Raw genomic sequence first — 16,319 nt, 5'->3', positions numbered from 1 at the left:
ATTGCGCGAGTTATCTCATGAACCCGAAGGGTTCGCCATGCATAGCCATGGGTCGGCCGAGCGTAGCGAGGACTACCCATGGTAAGTGCGCTGGGAACTCTACCGCGGAGCGGTAGACCAAAAGGGGTCCAAATGACGGACAGGGCTCACCGGGGGATGATCATCAGGGGCTCGCCATACGATGGGCCTACCGCTCCGCGGTAGCAGGTGAGCGGGCGCAATCCAGGGGTAGCCCTCGCTTCACTCGGTCGACCCCTGGCTATTCATGGTGAACCCTCCGGGTTCGAGGGAAGAATTAGGAGGCGCGATGTGAAACAATGGCCAATGCGTCGAGGCATCAATGCAACGCGCCCGGCCTGGACAATGATATTTCACCCAGCAGCGTCCACGCTGCACTTTTCGCTTATTACTCTCAACTTTTCACTTTCCTGACTCACTTCCTTGCCCTTGGCACTGGATCCCCCGCCTTCTCGCGCCCAAAAATCAACGAATTCGGTTTTTCCTCGACCGTGTCCGACAGGGTCTTGAAGGCTCTCAACGCGGCGCGCAACTCGTCCAGGGTGCGGCGGAGGTCGCCCTGGACGTTGCCGGCGGGGCCAAGGCTCTCCACGGAGGAGCGCAGTTCCTTGAGCGTGGCATTGACCTCGGCGGTCATGTTCTGGGTCGCCTGAGCCGCCAGCAGTTTTTTGGCCTCTTCCACCACGGTCCGGGTTTCGGCCACGGTCTTGGTGACCTCATCGGCCGTGTTTCCAAACTTCTGCAGCGTGTCTTCAATCGGCAGGGCGTTGATCTTGGCGAGGATGGCGTTGACCTTCTCTTCAAGCTGCACCAGACCTGAGGAGTGGCTGGGCAGCACTTGATATTCACCCAGACGGGTGAGTTCCGCCGGGGGCGCATCGGGGATGAAATCCACATCCACAAAGAGCGCGCCAGTGAGCAGGGAACCGGTGCCGAGGCGAGCGCGCAGGCCCTCGCGGACGGCCTTGGCAAACAACACATCGCGGTCGGCCCGGGCATCGACCTCATTCTGCAGGAGGATGCCGGGATCCACTTCGATCACCACCGGTATGCGCTTGTCATCGGCGGTGCCGTGTCGGAGGGAGATCTCGACCACCCGGCCGAAGGGGATGCCGCGAAACTCGACCGGAGCGCCCTTCTTCAGACCGCGGATGGACTGGTCAAAGAAGACCAGGCACTTGCGGTCGGGATTGAAGTCCTGCTGACGGGTTGACTCCTCGTCCGGATAAAGGCGGTAGCTTGTGCCATTGGTGGCTTGTTTCCCGGCAGACTTGCCCTCCGGCACGGCGAAACTCGCCCCACCTGCCATCATGGCCTGCAAGGACGGGGTGCGAAGGCGGAACCCCTCGGCACCGGCGCTCACATCGATGCCGCTCGTGTTCCAGAAGGCCGTGTTCTCATGCACCAGGCTGGCGTACTGCTCACGGATGAACACGTCCAGAATGGTCCGGCGCACATTGATGTCAAAACTCCGGCGCTCGATGCGGCCCACTTCAAAGCCGCGGAAGTAGATGGGGGAGCCTGCCACCAAGGAGCCCGGATTGTCCGCCACCAGGGTGAGGCGCAGGCCGGGCACGCTGCTCTTCGTGACCGGGGGCTGCTCCAGACCGGTGAAATGATGCACCATGCGGGTGCCGTCCCCGGGGTCGAGTTCGATGTAAGAACCCGTGATCAAAGTGCCCAGCCCGGACACATCCGAGGGCGAGACGCGGGGCCGCACCACCCAGAAGCGCGCGCCATCCCGCAACAGCTCCTCGTTCTCCGGGTTCACCCGGATGTCCACCACTACGGACTGTAGGTCGGGTGCGAGATCGACGGATTCCACCACGCCGATGCGGACGGAGCGGCAGCGGATCTCCGTCTTGCCGCTCACAAGACTTTCTGCCGTCTCGAAGCGCACATGCACGAGCACCCCCTTTTCAGAATAGTGCTCCCACACCAGCCAGCCGGCCAGGAGCAGGGCCACGAGCGGCACCACCCAGACGGTGCTCCAGCGCCGGTTGCGGCGCACCACGGCCTTGGGCTCCGGTGGCGGGGTGTTGTTTCCTTTGTCTTCGGTGGGGGCGGTTTCACTCATTGGGGGTCAGGGTGGGGGCGCGTCCGCAAGGTCAGCACGATGCCGGTCCCAGATGAGCCTGGGATCAAAGCTCATGGCGGCAAACATGGTGAGAATGACGACGCCGGAAAAGCACAGGGCAGCGGGCCCGGGGGTGATGGTCATGAGCGTGCCGAAGCGTACGAGGCACACCAGGATGGCTACGACGAACACGTCCACCATGGACCAGCGTCCGAGCAGCTCGGTGATGTAGTACACCCGTGAGAGAGCCCGGGGGGAGGCCCAGACCCGCCCGGAGGCTGCCAGGCAGAGCCACACGAGCGCTGCCACTTTCAGGATGGGGATGAGCACGCTGGCGGTGAAGATGACGATGGCCACCGGGTAGGCTTTCATCTGCCAGAAGGCCACCACCCCGGAGAGGATGGTGTTGGCCTCCCCGCCACCCAGGCCACTCACGGTCATGATGGGCATGAGGTTGGCGGGCACATACAGGGCACAGGCGGAAAGCAGCAACGCCCAGGTGCGCTCCAGGCTCTGGGGCTTACGCAGGTGCAGATGGGCACCACAGCGGGGGCAGTTCTCCAGCCGGATGGGGCTCACTTTCTGACAGACGTGGCAACTGGCCAGCTCTTGGGAGGCGGCAGGCGGGGGGAGACTCATGTCTGGTTGGCCTCCCCTTTCCGGGTGATTTCCAGCCGGTCCCACAGTTCCATTTTATCAATGCCCCCGAGTGCTGCAGCGGTGCACAACACCAGTCCGCCCAGCGCCCAGAGACCCAGGCCAAACTCCACTTCCGCCATCTTGCCCAGTTTCAGTAGACTCACGATGAGCCCCAGGAGAAAGACCTCCAGCATGCTCCAGGGCTCCATCCACTGGAGCCACCGGGTCACCCGCATGGCTCCGGGCAGGGCCACGCCGTGGCGCAGGGGTGCGGCGACATAGAGCATCCCAGCCACCAGGATGAAGGGGGCTACCATGGTGAAAAAGACGACTCCCGCTGCCACTAGCGGATCGTTGTCACGGATCAGCACGTGCGCGGCTTCCATCAGCGTCAGTCGCGTACTGATGCTGCCCGAGGTCATCGTCAGGAAGGGGAAGGTGTGCGCCAGCACCATGAAGATGAGCGCGGCCGCGGAGAAACCCGTGGCATGTGCCAGGGAGTGGGGCCGGTTGCGATAGAGTCTCTCACCACACACACAGCAATAAGCACCGTCCCCCTCACGCAGGCGCGGGGCGGCCTGCAGGGTATCGCACAGGTGGCAGGCCAGTTGCATCGGGCCTTCCCGAAGCTGTGGCCAGGACAACCAGGGATGGTGGCGCTTCATGAAGAGGACAATCTTGGGGGGAGGCGGACGAAGGTCCCTGATCCCGTCAGGGATTCAAGGTCCTTTGAGTGGGAATCACCCCGCGCACGTCCGTTCTGGTACGGGCGCCGGGCCCCAGACGGTGCTTTAATTAGCTGGCCGTCACAATCTTCAATTCTGCGCGCTCTGGGAAGCCTTGATCTTCTCCAGGCCTTGGATGGCGAGCACGTTTGTGGGATCGAGCACGATCGCCTTCCTAAAGGCCTCCGCCGCTTCGTTCAGCCGTTTCAAGTGCAACAAACTCCGTCCCATCAAGGTCAGGGTGTCACCGTCCCGGGGAAACATGTCGAGCGTCTTTTGGAAAGACAACACGGCAGGTTCATGACGACCTGCCTCCGCGAGCAGTTCGCCCTGCATGCGCCACACGTCGCCGAAGTCCACAGCGATGTTCAGGCATTGCTGAAGTTCGGCGGCTGCACCCAGGCGGTCGCCCTTGTCCTTCAACTTATGGGCGGTCTCAAAGTGCTTGATTGCCTTGTCCTTGCTGGCTTTGGCGCGATGGAGGTACTCCTCAATCGCCTCCCGGTAACCGGGGCCAAAGGAGCCCGGAGTACCGCGTTCCTTCTGCTCCTCCTTGAGCGCGGTCTCGTACACGTTGATGGCGAGCCGCAGCTGCCGCTCCGTCTCCAGAACCTGGCCCAGATTGATCATCACCAGCGAGAGCGGGGCATCCGGCTTGTCGGTCTTCAGGTCCAGAGCCCCCTTGAGCACTGTCATGGCCTCGACGTTGCGGCCATTTTCATAGAGCACCTTTCCCAGCTCCACATGGGCCAGGCGGGATTCCGGGTTCTTTTCCACCTTCTCCCGGAGCGTGTTGAGTTGCTTATCCAGTTCGGAGAGCTGTTTCTCCTCTGCCGCCATCAACCCTCCGGACGTGGGTAGCACCAAGAGGACCAGGGCACAAAGGAAGACGGCGGGGCGGGGGAACATCATGGAAGATTGGGCTGGCCTACCCTACCGGAGCGACTTGGGGATTGCAATGCTCCACACCACCGGGGCGACACCTGGCCTCAATACACGATGGCCAACTGCCCGTCTGGCAGCGTCACCACCGCCCCATAGCTCCAGGTCGGAAGCGGCTGTGACCACCGTGGGCCTGGGCTTGTGCTGTCCCCAGGGACCCATTGGGCCAGAATTCGCCCGCCCTTGCCCCACATCGCCCCCTCCGTCCAGATGAGGAGCTGGCGTCCTTGAGAATCCCGTCCCATGCGGGGGTGGTTTAGGACTGCCTCCTTGCTTGTGACGGCTTGTGGCACCTGAGCCAGTGTGGAGACCAGCTTGAACTGATTGACCCAGAGTGGCACCACCCCATCTACACTCGGAAGGAGGTCTGCGGTCGTCATGGGACATCCCTCCAGCTCCCAGTGGTCTTGCTGAAGCAGTCGTGGTTTGGTATTCCTGGTGGCGTCTGGCGGGAGTTGGAGCAGGCGGATGCCGCGCCCCTTTCGCTGCTCCGCCGAGCGATAAAGCATGTAGATGTTTCCGTCTCCACCCGCCGTGGCGGCGAGCCCACAACATCCGCACGCCCCAAGGTCTTCACCTGCGACCTCCCAGGGCTCCGAAAACGAGAGACCGTCATCCTTGGAATGGCGGATAAAGATCCGTCGTTCCGTCTCGCCTTCCCCGCCGGCGGGCAATGCGTGCCATACCAGCCAGACGTTGCCGCTTTTGTCGGAGACCACCGCCGCGCCTCCGTCCAGAGCGGTCGTGCTTCCCATCATGTCTTTCGGCGGAGAGGCGCGGTCGGAGCGGTCAACCCGGCTGTAGTAGAGTGCGGACCCCTTTCCTGTCGACGCGGTGCCACTCTTGCCATGCCAGAGCACGTGGCGAGTTTCATCGCGACCGACGGCAAGGGCTGGGCCTCTCACGGTACCCGTCCCTACTGCCTGACTCGCCGGGGTGTTGAGCAGGACTTCTCTTTGCCAGTGACCTTGAGCATCCAGCCTTGCCAGTTTCACGTCGGCCGCCTCAGGCCGCCCCTGGAGATACACCACTTCCGGTGTGGAGGAAGACGCTCGGGGTTGAATGCCGTGCTCCGGCAGCCGGATGACCTGGAAGTCTGTAGATGCTGCAGGAAGGCTGACGACGCCCGCGAGGGCGAAAGCCATGAGGCCTGGAATCCAGGAATGGGAGAAAGTTTGCATCTTCAGGCCGGATTCGCCATCGCGGCCTGAAGACCAAGACGTGGCAGGAAAGGATTTCTTCTGGGAAAAACTTCCGCTGCACAGGGCTGGGGCGAGGGGGTATCCTCTTTTAGCTGCCCTTGATCTTGGAGAGGTATTTGGCGGGATCTGCCTTGAACTTCTTGAGGCAGGACTTGCAGCAGAGTTTGATCTGCTGGCCGTCGTGCGTGAACTCATAGGGTTTGCCCATGGTGCCCAGTTCATCATCCGAGACGACGCAGGTCTTCAGGGGATAGGGCTTGGGATCGGCGGCCGATGCAACTGGCGCAGAGGCCATGAACAAGGCGGTCAAAGTGGAGAGGAGAAGGAATGTTTTCATCGTTCTTGTTTATGTGGAGGTGGTTGGCTCCAGCAGGTAACACCCCGCGACTTCAAGGACCCCTCAAAGAAAGGTGAAGAATCACGATCTCCGCCTCCCCGGATCAGTTTCCCAAATGTGGGGAGAGCTTTTCACGGAGCATCTGCCGGGCACGGTAGATGCGCATTTCCACTGCCTTGACGCTCAACCCCAGGATCTCCGCGATTTCGACCTGGGGCACGGCTTCATACACAGAGAGCACGAGGACTGAGCGCAGGTCTTCAGGCAGATCCAGCACGGCTTGTTGCACCGCGTGAGCCTGCTCTTTCCGCATCGCGGCATCGGCAGGGGTGTCCGGCTCAATCTCACTGCCTGTGTCTTCATCCGCACCCGTCAGCACCTCGGGGTGCCGGGTATGCCATCGTGCCTGATTGCGGGCCAGGTTGGTGGCGATGTGAAACAGCCAGGTGCTGAATGGCTGACTGCTCCGGTAACCGTGACGATGGCGGTACACGCGGACGAATGTCTCCTGCGCCAGATCATGGGCGGTGTGGAGGTTGCCGGTGAGCCGGGTGAGATAGGAAATAACCCGTGGACTCCATGAGTCCATGAGATCGTTGAGGGCCAGATCATCGCCCGCGGCGAGACGCTCCATGCACGTGGCGTCCCCGGAATCGGCTGGCTGGCTCATGGCGGGCTGCCGGGGGAATGGCTCATCATCACCTCATCCACGGAGTGCGCTCCGGTCAGCAGGCGGGGGGCCACATCCTGGATGTAGCGTCTGCCTGCCTCCGGCGGCATCAGGGCTGCCACCCGGTACACATGAGCCAGCATGGTTGCGCGACAGCGAGCGTAGGTGGCTTCCGCCTCCTTCAGCGCGGTCTCCACCTCTGGTGTCATGGCGGTGGAGTTGCCCAGCAGTTCGGCTACTCGGGCGTTGGCCAGACGGATCTCCTCACACATCTCCATGCAGCGCGGGTGGTAGGTGTCGTGTTCCTGTTTGATGCGCTCGAACTGCGTGTCCGTCAGAGCGTACTCCTTCTGGAGCCACTGGAGTCCGGAGCTGTCAGCGTCTGCCGGCCCGCGGGTGAGTCCGGTTGACCAGGGTTTGACGAGGAAATAACCTGACGCTGCCGCCAGGCAGAGCATGCCGAGCAGCAGGAGGAGGCGGGTGCCGGATTTCATGATCACTTGGCCGCCATCAGGTGGCTGGGATGAAACGGATCGATGGACTGCAGATAAGCCATCCGGGCGTGGCCCTCCGCCTGGGCAGGGGGCTCAGGTTTCCAGGCAACCATTCCGCCCGTCAGCAGGGCGGCGGCGATGCAGGCGGCGAGTGCGGCCGGATGGAAGAGCCATCCGGTCATGCGGTCGAGCCACGTCGGCATCGGCCGTGCTTCTGCTGCGATCCTCCCCCAGACTTCCCGGCGGAATTCCGTCGGGGCCGGCGTCTGCACCTGCCATTGCTGCAGCAACTCATCGAGTGGGTCGTCGTGTTTCATGATCCGGGTGCAGACGTGGGTGGGGGGCGGAGAGCATCCGCCGTGGTTTGCTTATTTCGCACAGCAGGCGTGACTTGTGCAAGCCATGCCTGAAGGAGCAGCCGGGGTGGCGGGCACCACGGCGATCACCTGGCCTTTGGGGTTGAAGATCACGTTGCTCTTGGGCTGGCCAGCAATGGCACTTCCGGCAAGGGCCAGGAACGCGAGGAACAGGGCAGTTTTCATGGATATTGGTGTGGTGTTTGATTCGGTGCGGCGATGGGTGGTTGCATCATCGCGTCAGGGAGTGACACCCCGGCTGAACCCGGTCCCCTCAAATTTTCTGCGAATTTTTGCTGGGGTATTTGACCCTCGACAGGATCGCCAGATTCCGGGTACACTGATCTTTCACCGGAACGCAGGGAATGACCTCTGTGACCGGAGGGCGGTTGCCCGATCACATCCATCCTGCCAACACGATGAAAACTCTGCTCACGGTGCTCTCCGCAGCGGCTCTGATGTCCACCCTGTCCTTTGGGGCGGATTCGAAATACAAAGAAGGCAGCTGCTGCGACAAAGCGGCCAAGAAAGGTGAAAAATGCGCGCACCCCTGCTGTGTGGACGCCGAGAAGGCGGGCAAGGTGTGTGAGAAGTGCAACAAGAAGTAGCGACCCATCTTCCCGACGGGAAGATGACGTTCAGGCCACACTTTCGGGGCCGGATTCGCTCATGCGATCCGGCCTTCTTCGTTTGGGCAAGGCAAGTTACGGCACCGGCTCTGGCTCGGATTCCAGAAAGGTCCGGTGCAGGCGGCGCACGGCTTCATCCACCACCGCCACCGGTACCAGCCAGGTGATGCGGAACCGGGAGGTTGACAGGCCCAGGATGGCATGACCTTCCAGGGCGGCTGAGCCGGCTCGCAGGTTTTTGTAAGTCTCATTGATGCCCGTGCCAATCACACTCACGGCCCCCACCCCGTCGGTGAGTGTGGCCGCACCACCGAAGCGCTGCTCCAGGAGAGCCCGCACCCGTGTTTCATCGTGGAAGTTCTCCCGGGAGATGACCAGGCTCAGGCTGTCCGCCCCGGTGCCGTCCCGCGAGGAGACGTGCAGTTGCTTTCCTTGAACCGACCAGGAGTCCAGAAACTCCAGCACGGCATCCACATTGCCCGATGCTTGCAGAATGAGAAGGTCCTTCTCACTGGCCACACCCACGACGCGGCCGGGCACCTGCGGTCCGAACTTGCGCACCACCGTGCTGTCGGTGGGCACCTCATGGCCTGGAGGCGCCTGTGCAGTGGCCCGGGCGTAGATGGCGATGCCCTTCTCCTTGGCAAACTCCACCGCCTGCGCGTTGAGCACCTTGGCCCCGGCCTCAGCCATCTCCTGCATCTCCTCATACGACACCTCGGGAATGAGGCGTGCCTGGGGCACCACCCGCGGGTCAGTCGAGTACACACCCTTCACGTCGGAGCAGATCTCACACCACTCGGCCTCCAGCGCTGCGGCCAGCGCCACTGCGGTGGTGTCGCTTCCGCCCCGTCCCAGGGTGGTCACTTCCTTGCGATAGGAGACCCCCTGGTATCCCGCGATGATGACGATGCGTCCGCGTGCGAGCTCATCCTGCACGCGGAAGGGGCGCACTTCAATGATGCGCGCGTCGATGTGACGGTCGTTGGTGATGATGCCGGCCTGGCTGCCGGTGAAGCTGATGGCATCGCCCCCCAGCTCCCGGATCGCCATGCAGAGCAGGGACATGGAGATGCGCTCCCCGACCGAGAGCAGCATGTCCAGCTCCCGTCGCTCGGGATTGTGCGACACCTTCCGGGCCAGCTCCAGCAGATGGTCGGTGGTGTCTCCCATCGCGGAAACAACCACCGCGACCTGATGGCCCTCGCGCTGAGTGGCCATGATCCGCTCCGCCACCTTCCGGATCTTTTCAGGATCCGCGACACTGCTGCCGCCATATTTCTGCACGACGATCGCCATGCGGAAAAGATACGCCCGGCTCAGGCGCGCGGTAAAGCACCATCACGTGACAGATGCACTCTGATTTTTCCAAACCTCCGCCGTGATCACGCCACAGACCGGCTCCCGGCCCCAGAAATTGGAAGGGGCGGGGAACAAGGCGGGAAGAAAACCCAGCCGTTCCATCAGCCGCACGGCGTGGACATTCCTGCGCTGCGTGCCGCACAGCACCCTGGGCAACCGCAGCTCATTGAGCGCAAAGTCCAGCAGCCTCCGGCAGGCCTCCGTCATGTAACCCTGGCCCCAATACTCCAGGCCCATCTGGTAAAACAGGGTCGGCTCCAGGGTCGCTCCGGCCTGGGGCTTGCCCTGTTCCCAGCCTCCGGGCACGGTGAGCGGGCAGATGCCAGCGGCTCCGATGACGAGTCCGTCCTCCTTGCGCACGACCGAGCGGCCAAACAGCCCGGACCGCCCAGAAGCCATGTCTGGCTCCATGGCATGTCGCAGCGTCCACATCCGTCGTTCCTCAGGTTTGCAGGGCAGCCCGGGATCGAACTCCCACACCTTGGGCTCCCCGTCGAAGATCTCGTGAAATCTCGGAGCATCCTGCTCGGTCATCGGGCGCAGGATGAGGCGCTCTGTTTCCAAAGGGTGAGGATAAGGGAAATATTCCATGGTTGGCGGCCGCGATCAGGAATGGGAGGGATGGACAAGTTTACAGGTTGGAGATCTCCTGGTGAAGTTTTTCCACCACATCCATGATCACATCAAGCCCAGGCTCATCATCGGTCCGGATTCTTCCCATGAATCCATTTAGGGCTTCTCTCAGTTCTTTGGCGCTGGCTTCCAGGTCCTCCTTGCGCTGTTCGTGGCTTTCCAGAACGGCTGCGGGGTCCGGGTCGTCGCCGAAGAGGTCAAGCTGAGGCTCAACGGACTGCTCCATCAGCTCATTGTAACGGGCGAGCGCGGCGGTCAGGCGGGTGTGCTCTCTGGGAGCGGGTCCGTCTGTGAAGGCGGTCTGGCCCCAGGTCTGGAGGTCCTTCCCGAGTTTGTCGAGTTGGGCAGAGAGGTCCTCATTCTCGATCGGGTGGGGACGGTACGTCAGATCGAACTGGTCGATGGGTGCCAATACTGGCTCGGAGGTCAGCATCGGTCCCGGTGGCAGCGGACCCTGGCGGCCCACGCTGGTCAGCGTGGGGGGCTCGTCCCGCTGCACTTCAAGTTCCGGTTGGGGTTCTGGCTCGGTTTCGATCTCAGGTTCCGGTTCAGAGATCAGATCGTCTGAGCTAAACACCACTTCGTTGCCGAAGCGCACCTGGGGATCTGGATAGTTCTCGTGAAGCTTGTTGATGAAGCCTTTGAGTTTCTCCATCACCTCTTCGGTGAGCTCAGGGGCGCCATCGTAGGCGCCTGCCAGCACGCGGTTGGCGTTTTCATGCATCACGCGAATGCCGCCCTCGCGGGTGAGCGGGCCGTTGCGTTCCATTTCCGCACGGGCTTCAGGAGGCAGGTAGCGCATGATTTCGCGGTACTCGTGCTTCAAGGCCGGAGGCAGGTGTTCCGTGAAGGACTGTTCTCCCGGTTTGATGGTGCCCTTGAAGACATGCTTCATGGTCGCGCCCAGGTCGTGGAAGCTGCCCTTCCGGTGAGGGCCGTCGGGATCGGATACCTTGGGCCGGGAGTAGAACTTGCCGTTCCGCTCCATTTTCAGGATGATCCGTCCTTCCGGCATGGTCTCACTCTGCGGGACGCTGAAGTAGTGCAGCGTCTTCATGTGGTGAGGCAGGAGCTTGTCCTTCTCCTTGCCACTGCCGTAGGCATCAATGCCGCGGTGCCCTTCATCCGGGGCAAAAGAGGAGGAGCGCTGATACGCCTCCGGACAGGAATCGAGGAACTTACGAAGCTTCCCACCAGGGTCGGGCAGGTTGAAGGTTCCATCCTTGAAGCAGCTGCCCTGCTGGTCCTCACCCCGCACCTGGAGGAAGAACATCAGGTTGGTGACGTCGTCAACGGTGCAGCCGTCCGTGCGGCTGCCATTCATCACCGATTCATAGACCTTGTGCCCCGCATTGATCTTGTCCTGAAGCTGGGCCTGCACCTCATCATGGGTCATGCCTTTAGGGATCTTCTTGGGGCCGATGTGTCCGTCCACTTCCACCTTGCGCCCGTGAGTGCCGGGGAGGGTGAAGTTGTAGGGCTCCCGTGCCATACCGCGGGATTCCATGTACTTCTGCAGGGCCGGGGCTCCGAGGAGCACGATGTTGCCGCAGATCTCCGGGATGGCCGCCAGGATGCGCAGCAGGATGTGCGGCTTCTTCTGGGTCTCGAGCTGGGTCGGGCGGCTGATTTCCTGGGAACCCTGGGTCCTGGCAGTGCCGGAACCCGTCGGGATGGTGCCAGGATCATGGTCATCCCGCCGCACCAGGCCCGGCGGACGGTCCTGCGTGGTGATGGAGATCTCCGGCCCCTGCGGCGGGACAGTTGAGATGTCGATGGACGGGCTCGTCCTGACAGTGGAGGTATGATCCATGGCGGTGGGAGGGGAACGGGACGGTATGACTGACTACCCCATACATCCGCCCAAAGTCCCGCCGGAGTTACACGCGCAGCATGGGAAAACTCGCGGAATCAGGCGTCACGGTTTCTTCCCAGGGCTCCGCCAGGGTGGGCAGTTCCCGGCGCCAGTGCGTCACCACGTCTGCCAGTTTTTCCACGATGCCTTTGATCTGATCCGGAGGGTCGAGCGGCAGGGGCACAAGGTAGTTCAAGCACAGGAATCCTGTGCTTTCATCCAACCCAAAGGTACCGCCCTCCGTGCGGTTCCAGCAGTAGTTGCCCGCCATGAGCTCCATGAGCACTTCTTCTCGCTCAGATCCCGTGGGCAGCGGGGCGATGGGCAGGTTGATGATGAGGCTTTGCGTGGTCTCCTCGAGATAGAACATGAACATCAGGTTCTGCTCCAGAGCGATGATGCACTCGTTGCCTGGATCCAGATTGAAGGCAGCTCCGCCTGTCAGGCCCAGCGCAGTCGAGACTGTGGCGAGCATCTGGTTCACATGAGCATGCAGGTCCATGAGGGGGATCGGGGGAAGGAAAGTGGGGGTGTTGTCAGACCCGGATGAATCCGGTCGCGTCCATGGGCTCATCACCCTTGGCTGTGGTCAGTGCATTCTGGCCCAGGGTCTCCAGTTCCACAATCCAGCGATGCGATTCCCGGGCAAAGCGGGCGAGCAGTCGTGAAAAGCTGTCCACAGTGACGCCTGCCAGAGGGACGATCCCGCACAGGAAAAACTGACCCTCGCTCGGAACAAGGGCCAGAGTCATGCCACCCGTTTCGCGGCCGAAGTGGTTGGCCTGGAGCATGCGCCGGAAGTAGGCGCCTTCCTGCTCCCCCTCGGGGGGCAGCGGGCCCAGATGACTGAGCAGGTGGGCCTCCTCCTCGCCATCGCCCTCCTCCACATCCACGGGAAGGGCACCGTCAAAGACCAACCGGCAGCTGCCTTCCTCCAGCCGCAGCTGGGGGAGGCCAATGGCGGCACCAAGTTGTTTGAGCAGTTCTTCGAGCTTCATGGGCGGGCGTTCCGTCGCAATTTACCTCGTACCCAGCAAGGCGCCAGCACGATCGATTTCTCCAGACTGCACCATGCGCCGCCAGGCTTCCAGATAGTTCACAAAGGTTTCCACATGATTGCCGAACTCTGAGAACTCCATGGGCGTGACGTGAAGTTTCCGCCCCATGTGGATTTCCGTGTCATCTGCTGCCAGGGAAAACGTCGCCCCGCCCGTGCCCTGTCCTAAAAAGTGCGCATGGAGCAACTGCTTCAGGAAGGCTGGAGCCACATCCGGGCCCACTTCGCACACGCGCCCCGTGAGATGCAGCCAGCCTTCTTCCTCTTCGTCGGTCAGGAAGTCCACCTCCAGGCTGTCGTCAAAGATGATCCGGGCCGCGCCGTCATCGTTCAGCGTCACCAGGCCCAATCCCAGCAAATGGCCCAGTTCTGCGATAGCGTCGGGAATGTTCATCAGTTGAGTCGATAACGGAAGGTTGGGGGATCAAGCCGAAGACCAGCCCAAAGTCAACCGACTCCAAGCCTGCCGGAAGTGAATCGCCCCAGTTGTGGCACTCAGTCGCCGATCTTGTCTGAGAGGGCCTTCAGCTTGGCGGGGTCAGGGTTTTCCTCGGAGAGCTCCTGGATGATGGCATAGGCCTCATCGCCACCCACGAACGGTTCCTGGAAGACCGGGTTGCGGAGCAGGTCGGTGACGGAAGGGCGCTTGGCCGGGTCGGGGTCGAGCATCTGGTTGAACAGCCGGTCCATCGCCGTCACCGCCTTGCCGGTGGAGTCGCCGTCCTCGTCCCTGCCCAGTTCCCGGATGGTGTTGCCGGTGTCACTGCCGTGTTCCACGATCAGCCGTTGCTGATCGGACATGAAGTCCGCGTAGAAGGGTGATTTACCATGGAAGAGGCGGTAGGCGGAGATGCCGATGGCCCAGGTGTCCGCCTTGTTGGTGACGATGGTGCCACCCAGCATGTCCAGCTTGAGTTGGGTGGTGACATCGATGTCTGTCTTGGCCTGATCGAACAGTTGTTTCCGCAGATCGGCGTCGTCTGGGTGCTGGAGTCGGATGAGCTCCGCCTCAGCGTTCTTCTGCTGTTTGGCGGCGGTGGCGATGGCGGCCCGCTCTTCTTCCTGGATGATGATTTCGGGAGCCTTCCAGGCGGGGTTGTCCACCAGTCTTCCGTCCAGGACCTGACGGTCTCCGACTCGGGCGAAGCCGAAGTCGCCGAGCTTCATCTTGCCATTCAGACCAACGAAGAAATTGGGCTCCTTCACGTCCAGGTGGGTCATCCCGCGGACTTCCTGGAAATGCTGCATGCCGAGCAGCATGTCCTTGAGAATGGTGAGACGGACGGCGTTGGCAGCCACCGGCGTGAGGCGGCCTTCGGCCACTGCCTTGTCCAGATTGGCCATCATGGCGTACCCGTCGGTCTTGGCCAGCTCCATGGCGATGAGCACGCCCCCTTCTGGGGTGCGTATCACCCCGTTCATGGCGGTGACATTCTCGTGACCCTGAGCTCCCATGGCAGACTGATGGGCGCGCACTTCTGCCGCCGCCTCTTCCAGATTGCCTGACTTGAAGGACTTCACGGCAATGCGATCCACCATGGTGGACTTTTCCCCAGTTGTGGGGTCCGTCACCTCACGGGTGTGCTCATACACATGGACATCGCCAAAGCCGCCCTCACCCAGCTTTGCGCCCTTGGTGTACTCCTTGCCACCGATGACGATCTTGTCCTTGGCGATTTGCTTGTCCGGGAGCTGATCGAGCATCGCGCTGTACACTCCGTCCAGGAACGCCAGTGCTTCGGGAGAAGCCTCCCGGTAACTTCCGGCAAGCTTCACGCCGCCAGGGTTGGAATCCACCATGGCCTTGTACAGTTCTTCCTTGAACTTGGCTCCATCGCTGATGGCGAAGGCTCTCTCACTGAGCGGACCCTGGGAGGAGATGTCCCCCATGAGCTGGCCTGCGATGTCATCCGTCAAAGCCTTGATGGCCGCGCCGTCGCCTGAGCCCAGGGCTGTCTCCACCCTGGGGCCCATGCCGATGAACTCGGGGGAGGCCTTGAATGCCGTGGACAGGGAGGAGACGCCGGGTTCCTGGAGCATGAGCGGCTCCTGCCGCACGACGCCCCGCGGATGCGCATCAATTGAGTCCATCTGGTCGCTGTAGTCCTCGAACTCGTTTTTGGCCCACTGGGGCACGCCCTGGTCCTTTGGCGGGGTGACGTGTTTCAGGGAGGAGCGGTCAAATTTCTGGATCTCGTCACGAAGGCTGCCGCCCGACACGGCCCTGTCTTCCACCAGCTCTCCCACGATCACATCCACGCGATGGCTGTCGTGATCCAGCTTGGCTTGGGCGTCTTGCCCCTCCTGCTTGATGCCGGCCTCAAGGGCTTTGATTTCGAGTTCGGCGAACTTCACCAGCTTTTCCATGCTCTCGCGTTGGTCGCCGCCAGGAGTGTGGGCCTCAAGCTGTGCGTGGAGGTTTTTCACCGCCGCCAGTTGCTCCGTCAGGCTACCTCCGCCGATCACAATCGCCTGGTATTCGTCGGCCAGCCGCAGGGCCTCCTTGTAGTGGCTGCCCACGGCGTCCGGTGCGAGTTTGTCTGAAATCTTGTGCATCAGGTGCACCACCCCGTCTTTCAGATTGGCAAACTTGGTGGGTTCTCCCAGCACCAGCTTCAATCCCGCCGAACTCAGCACGCTGCCCGAATCCAGACCGCTCAACGATAGCGCGATCTCTTTTTGCGCAGCCCGGGATTTCTCGGACGTGCGCAGGTGGACGATGGGCTCTTCCTGCTTTGCAGGCGTCGGTGCCGAACCCATGCCGACTTGTGAGGTCTGGGTGGTGGTAGGGGCAGTGACGTTCATGATGAAGGGGACAATGATGTTGAAGGAGGTTGGTCAGGGAATCAATCAGGCTCGCAGCATGCCGAAGTCACCCACAGGTGAGGTGCTGGCAGGTGCCGCGACGGGCGGTGATTGGAGCTTGTCCCGCCAGTAAGTCGCCCAGTTGGCGAATTCATTGAGGACGGCGAGGAAGCCCGCTTCGTCCAGATTCTGTGTGGTCAGCTTGCGGTTCAGCAGGAGTTCATCGGTATCATCGTCCAGGCCAAAGCAGCAGCCTTCCCCCATTTCACGGTGAAACAACTGGGCCCGCAGCAAGGATTCGGCAACGTTCTCCCGGTCAAAGGCAGGCAGGTTGCCCACCACTGCATAAATGTGGACGGCCTCCTCAGTGCGGGAAGGCTCGATCACGATCTGCAGCCCGTTCGCCAGCACCATGTCGCAGGTCTTGTCACGGGTGTATTGGAAACCGGGGTTCCCCAGGGCAGTGGCGGCTGAGAGGATGAGCTGTTCAAGGGTCATGGAAACTCGAAGGGAAGGAT

General features: G+C 61.9%; 19 protein-coding genes. 1 reads left to right on the top strand and 18 read right to left on the bottom strand.

Translation table 11 applies throughout. From position 1 onward, the window contains the following. Positions 1-433 precede the first annotated feature (433 nt). The 10 genes from pqiB to BV106_RS38075 all read right to left on the bottom strand — a co-directional run bounded on the left by pqiB (position 434) and on the right by BV106_RS38075 (position 7,646). Positions 434-2,095 carry an intermembrane transport protein PqiB gene (gene pqiB, locus BV106_RS03815; RefSeq protein ID WP_051944981.1) on the bottom strand — a complete coding sequence of 554 codons (1,662 nt, stop codon included), beginning with the start codon at positions 2,093-2,095 and terminating at the stop codon, positions 434-436. A 6-nt stretch (positions 2,096-2,101) separates the two neighbouring features. Beyond that, positions 2,102-2,734 carry a paraquat-inducible protein A gene (locus BV106_RS03810; RefSeq protein ID WP_038160697.1) on the bottom strand — a complete coding sequence of 211 codons (633 nt, stop codon included), beginning with the start codon at positions 2,732-2,734 and terminating at the stop codon, positions 2,102-2,104. Next, positions 2,731-3,399 carry a paraquat-inducible protein A gene (locus tag BV106_RS03805; protein ID WP_051944978.1) on the bottom strand — a complete coding sequence of 223 codons (669 nt, stop codon included), beginning with the start codon at positions 3,397-3,399 and terminating at the stop codon, positions 2,731-2,733. The genes BV106_RS03810 and BV106_RS03805 overlap by 4 nt, the downstream gene beginning before the upstream one ends. 150 nt (positions 3,400-3,549) lie before the next feature. Then, positions 3,550-4,371 carry a tetratricopeptide repeat protein gene (locus tag BV106_RS03800; RefSeq protein WP_081891498.1) on the bottom strand — a complete coding sequence of 274 codons (822 nt, stop codon included), beginning with the start codon at positions 4,369-4,371 and terminating at the stop codon, positions 3,550-3,552. 77 nt (positions 4,372-4,448) lie between these two features. Continuing rightward, positions 4,449-5,546, bottom strand: a complete 1,098-nt coding sequence (locus BV106_RS03795; protein WP_265595308.1) for a hypothetical protein — start codon at positions 5,544-5,546, stop codon at positions 4,449-4,451. A gap of 145 nt (positions 5,547-5,691) precedes the next feature. Beyond that, on the bottom strand, positions 5,692-5,940 hold the full coding sequence (locus BV106_RS03790) for a hypothetical protein (RefSeq protein ID WP_038160689.1): 249 nt from the start codon (positions 5,938-5,940) through the stop codon (positions 5,692-5,694). A 103-nt stretch (positions 5,941-6,043) separates the two neighbouring features. Beyond that, the gene (locus tag BV106_RS03785) at positions 6,044-6,610 is read right to left on the bottom strand and encodes a sigma-70 family RNA polymerase sigma factor (RefSeq protein ID WP_051944975.1); all 567 of its coding nucleotides are present in this window, start codon (positions 6,608-6,610) and stop codon (positions 6,044-6,046) included. Continuing rightward, positions 6,607-7,104: a periplasmic heavy metal sensor gene (locus BV106_RS03780; RefSeq protein ID WP_038160687.1), complete on the bottom strand. Its 498-nt coding sequence runs from the start codon at positions 7,102-7,104 to the stop codon at positions 6,607-6,609. The genes BV106_RS03785 and BV106_RS03780 overlap by 4 nt, the downstream gene beginning before the upstream one ends. A 2-nt stretch (positions 7,105-7,106) precedes the next feature. Beyond that, complete coding sequence (locus BV106_RS03775; RefSeq protein WP_038160685.1) at positions 7,107-7,421, bottom strand: hypothetical protein; 315 nt, start codon at positions 7,419-7,421, stop codon at positions 7,107-7,109. Positions 7,422-7,472: 51 nt separating this feature from the next. Further along, entirely contained in the window at positions 7,473-7,646 is a 174-nt protein-coding gene (locus BV106_RS38075) for a hypothetical protein (RefSeq protein ID WP_265595307.1), read from the bottom strand. A gap of 233 nt (positions 7,647-7,879) precedes the next feature. Between BV106_RS38075 and BV106_RS03770 the strand changes: the two genes are divergently transcribed. After that, positions 7,880-8,068, top strand: a complete 189-nt coding sequence (locus BV106_RS03770) for a hypothetical protein (RefSeq protein ID WP_265595306.1) — start codon at positions 7,880-7,882, stop codon at positions 8,066-8,068. A 96-nt stretch (positions 8,069-8,164) separates the two neighbouring features. On the opposite strand, the gene BV106_RS03765 is transcribed toward BV106_RS03770, so the two are convergent. The 8 genes from BV106_RS03765 to BV106_RS03730 form a co-directional block, all read right to left on the bottom strand. After that, complete coding sequence (locus tag BV106_RS03765; RefSeq protein ID WP_038160679.1) at positions 8,165-9,388, bottom strand: aspartate kinase; 1,224 nt, start codon at positions 9,386-9,388, stop codon at positions 8,165-8,167. A gap of 42 nt (positions 9,389-9,430) precedes the next feature. Further along, positions 9,431-10,015 (bottom strand): GNAT family N-acetyltransferase, encoded by a 585-nt coding sequence (locus BV106_RS03760; RefSeq protein WP_038160676.1) that lies wholly within the window; start codon positions 10,013-10,015, stop codon positions 9,431-9,433. A gap of 67 nt (positions 10,016-10,082) precedes the next feature. Beyond that, the gene (locus BV106_RS03755; protein WP_038160673.1) at positions 10,083-11,897 is read right to left on the bottom strand and encodes a hypothetical protein; all 1,815 of its coding nucleotides are present in this window, start codon (positions 11,895-11,897) and stop codon (positions 10,083-10,085) included. 67 nt (positions 11,898-11,964) lie between these two features. After that, positions 11,965-12,441, bottom strand: coding sequence for a type III secretion system chaperone (locus tag BV106_RS03750; protein ID WP_038160671.1), 477 nt, complete (start codon positions 12,439-12,441; stop codon positions 11,965-11,967). Between the two features lie 34 nt (positions 12,442-12,475). After that, on the bottom strand, positions 12,476-12,937 hold the full coding sequence (locus tag BV106_RS35005; RefSeq protein ID WP_051944972.1) for a type III secretion system chaperone: 462 nt from the start codon (positions 12,935-12,937) through the stop codon (positions 12,476-12,478). A gap of 21 nt (positions 12,938-12,958) precedes the next feature. After that, entirely contained in the window at positions 12,959-13,390 is a 432-nt protein-coding gene (locus tag BV106_RS03740; RefSeq protein WP_038160669.1) for a type III secretion system chaperone, read from the bottom strand. 101 nt (positions 13,391-13,491) lie between these two features. After that, entirely contained in the window at positions 13,492-15,801 is a 2,310-nt protein-coding gene (locus BV106_RS03735; protein WP_038160667.1) for a protein kinase, read from the bottom strand. Positions 15,802-15,846: 45 nt separating this feature from the next. Continuing rightward, positions 15,847-16,299: a type III secretion system chaperone gene (locus tag BV106_RS03730; RefSeq protein ID WP_038160665.1), complete on the bottom strand. Its 453-nt coding sequence runs from the start codon at positions 16,297-16,299 to the stop codon at positions 15,847-15,849. Between the last annotated feature and the right edge of the window lie 20 nt (positions 16,300-16,319).

The sequence above is a fragment of the Verrucomicrobium sp. BvORR106 genome, from assembly GCF_000739655.1.
In the GTDB taxonomy this organism is placed as follows: Bacteria; Verrucomicrobiota; Verrucomicrobiia; order Verrucomicrobiales; family Verrucomicrobiaceae; genus Verrucomicrobium.
This window is presented reverse-complemented; position numbering and strand designations above follow the sequence as displayed.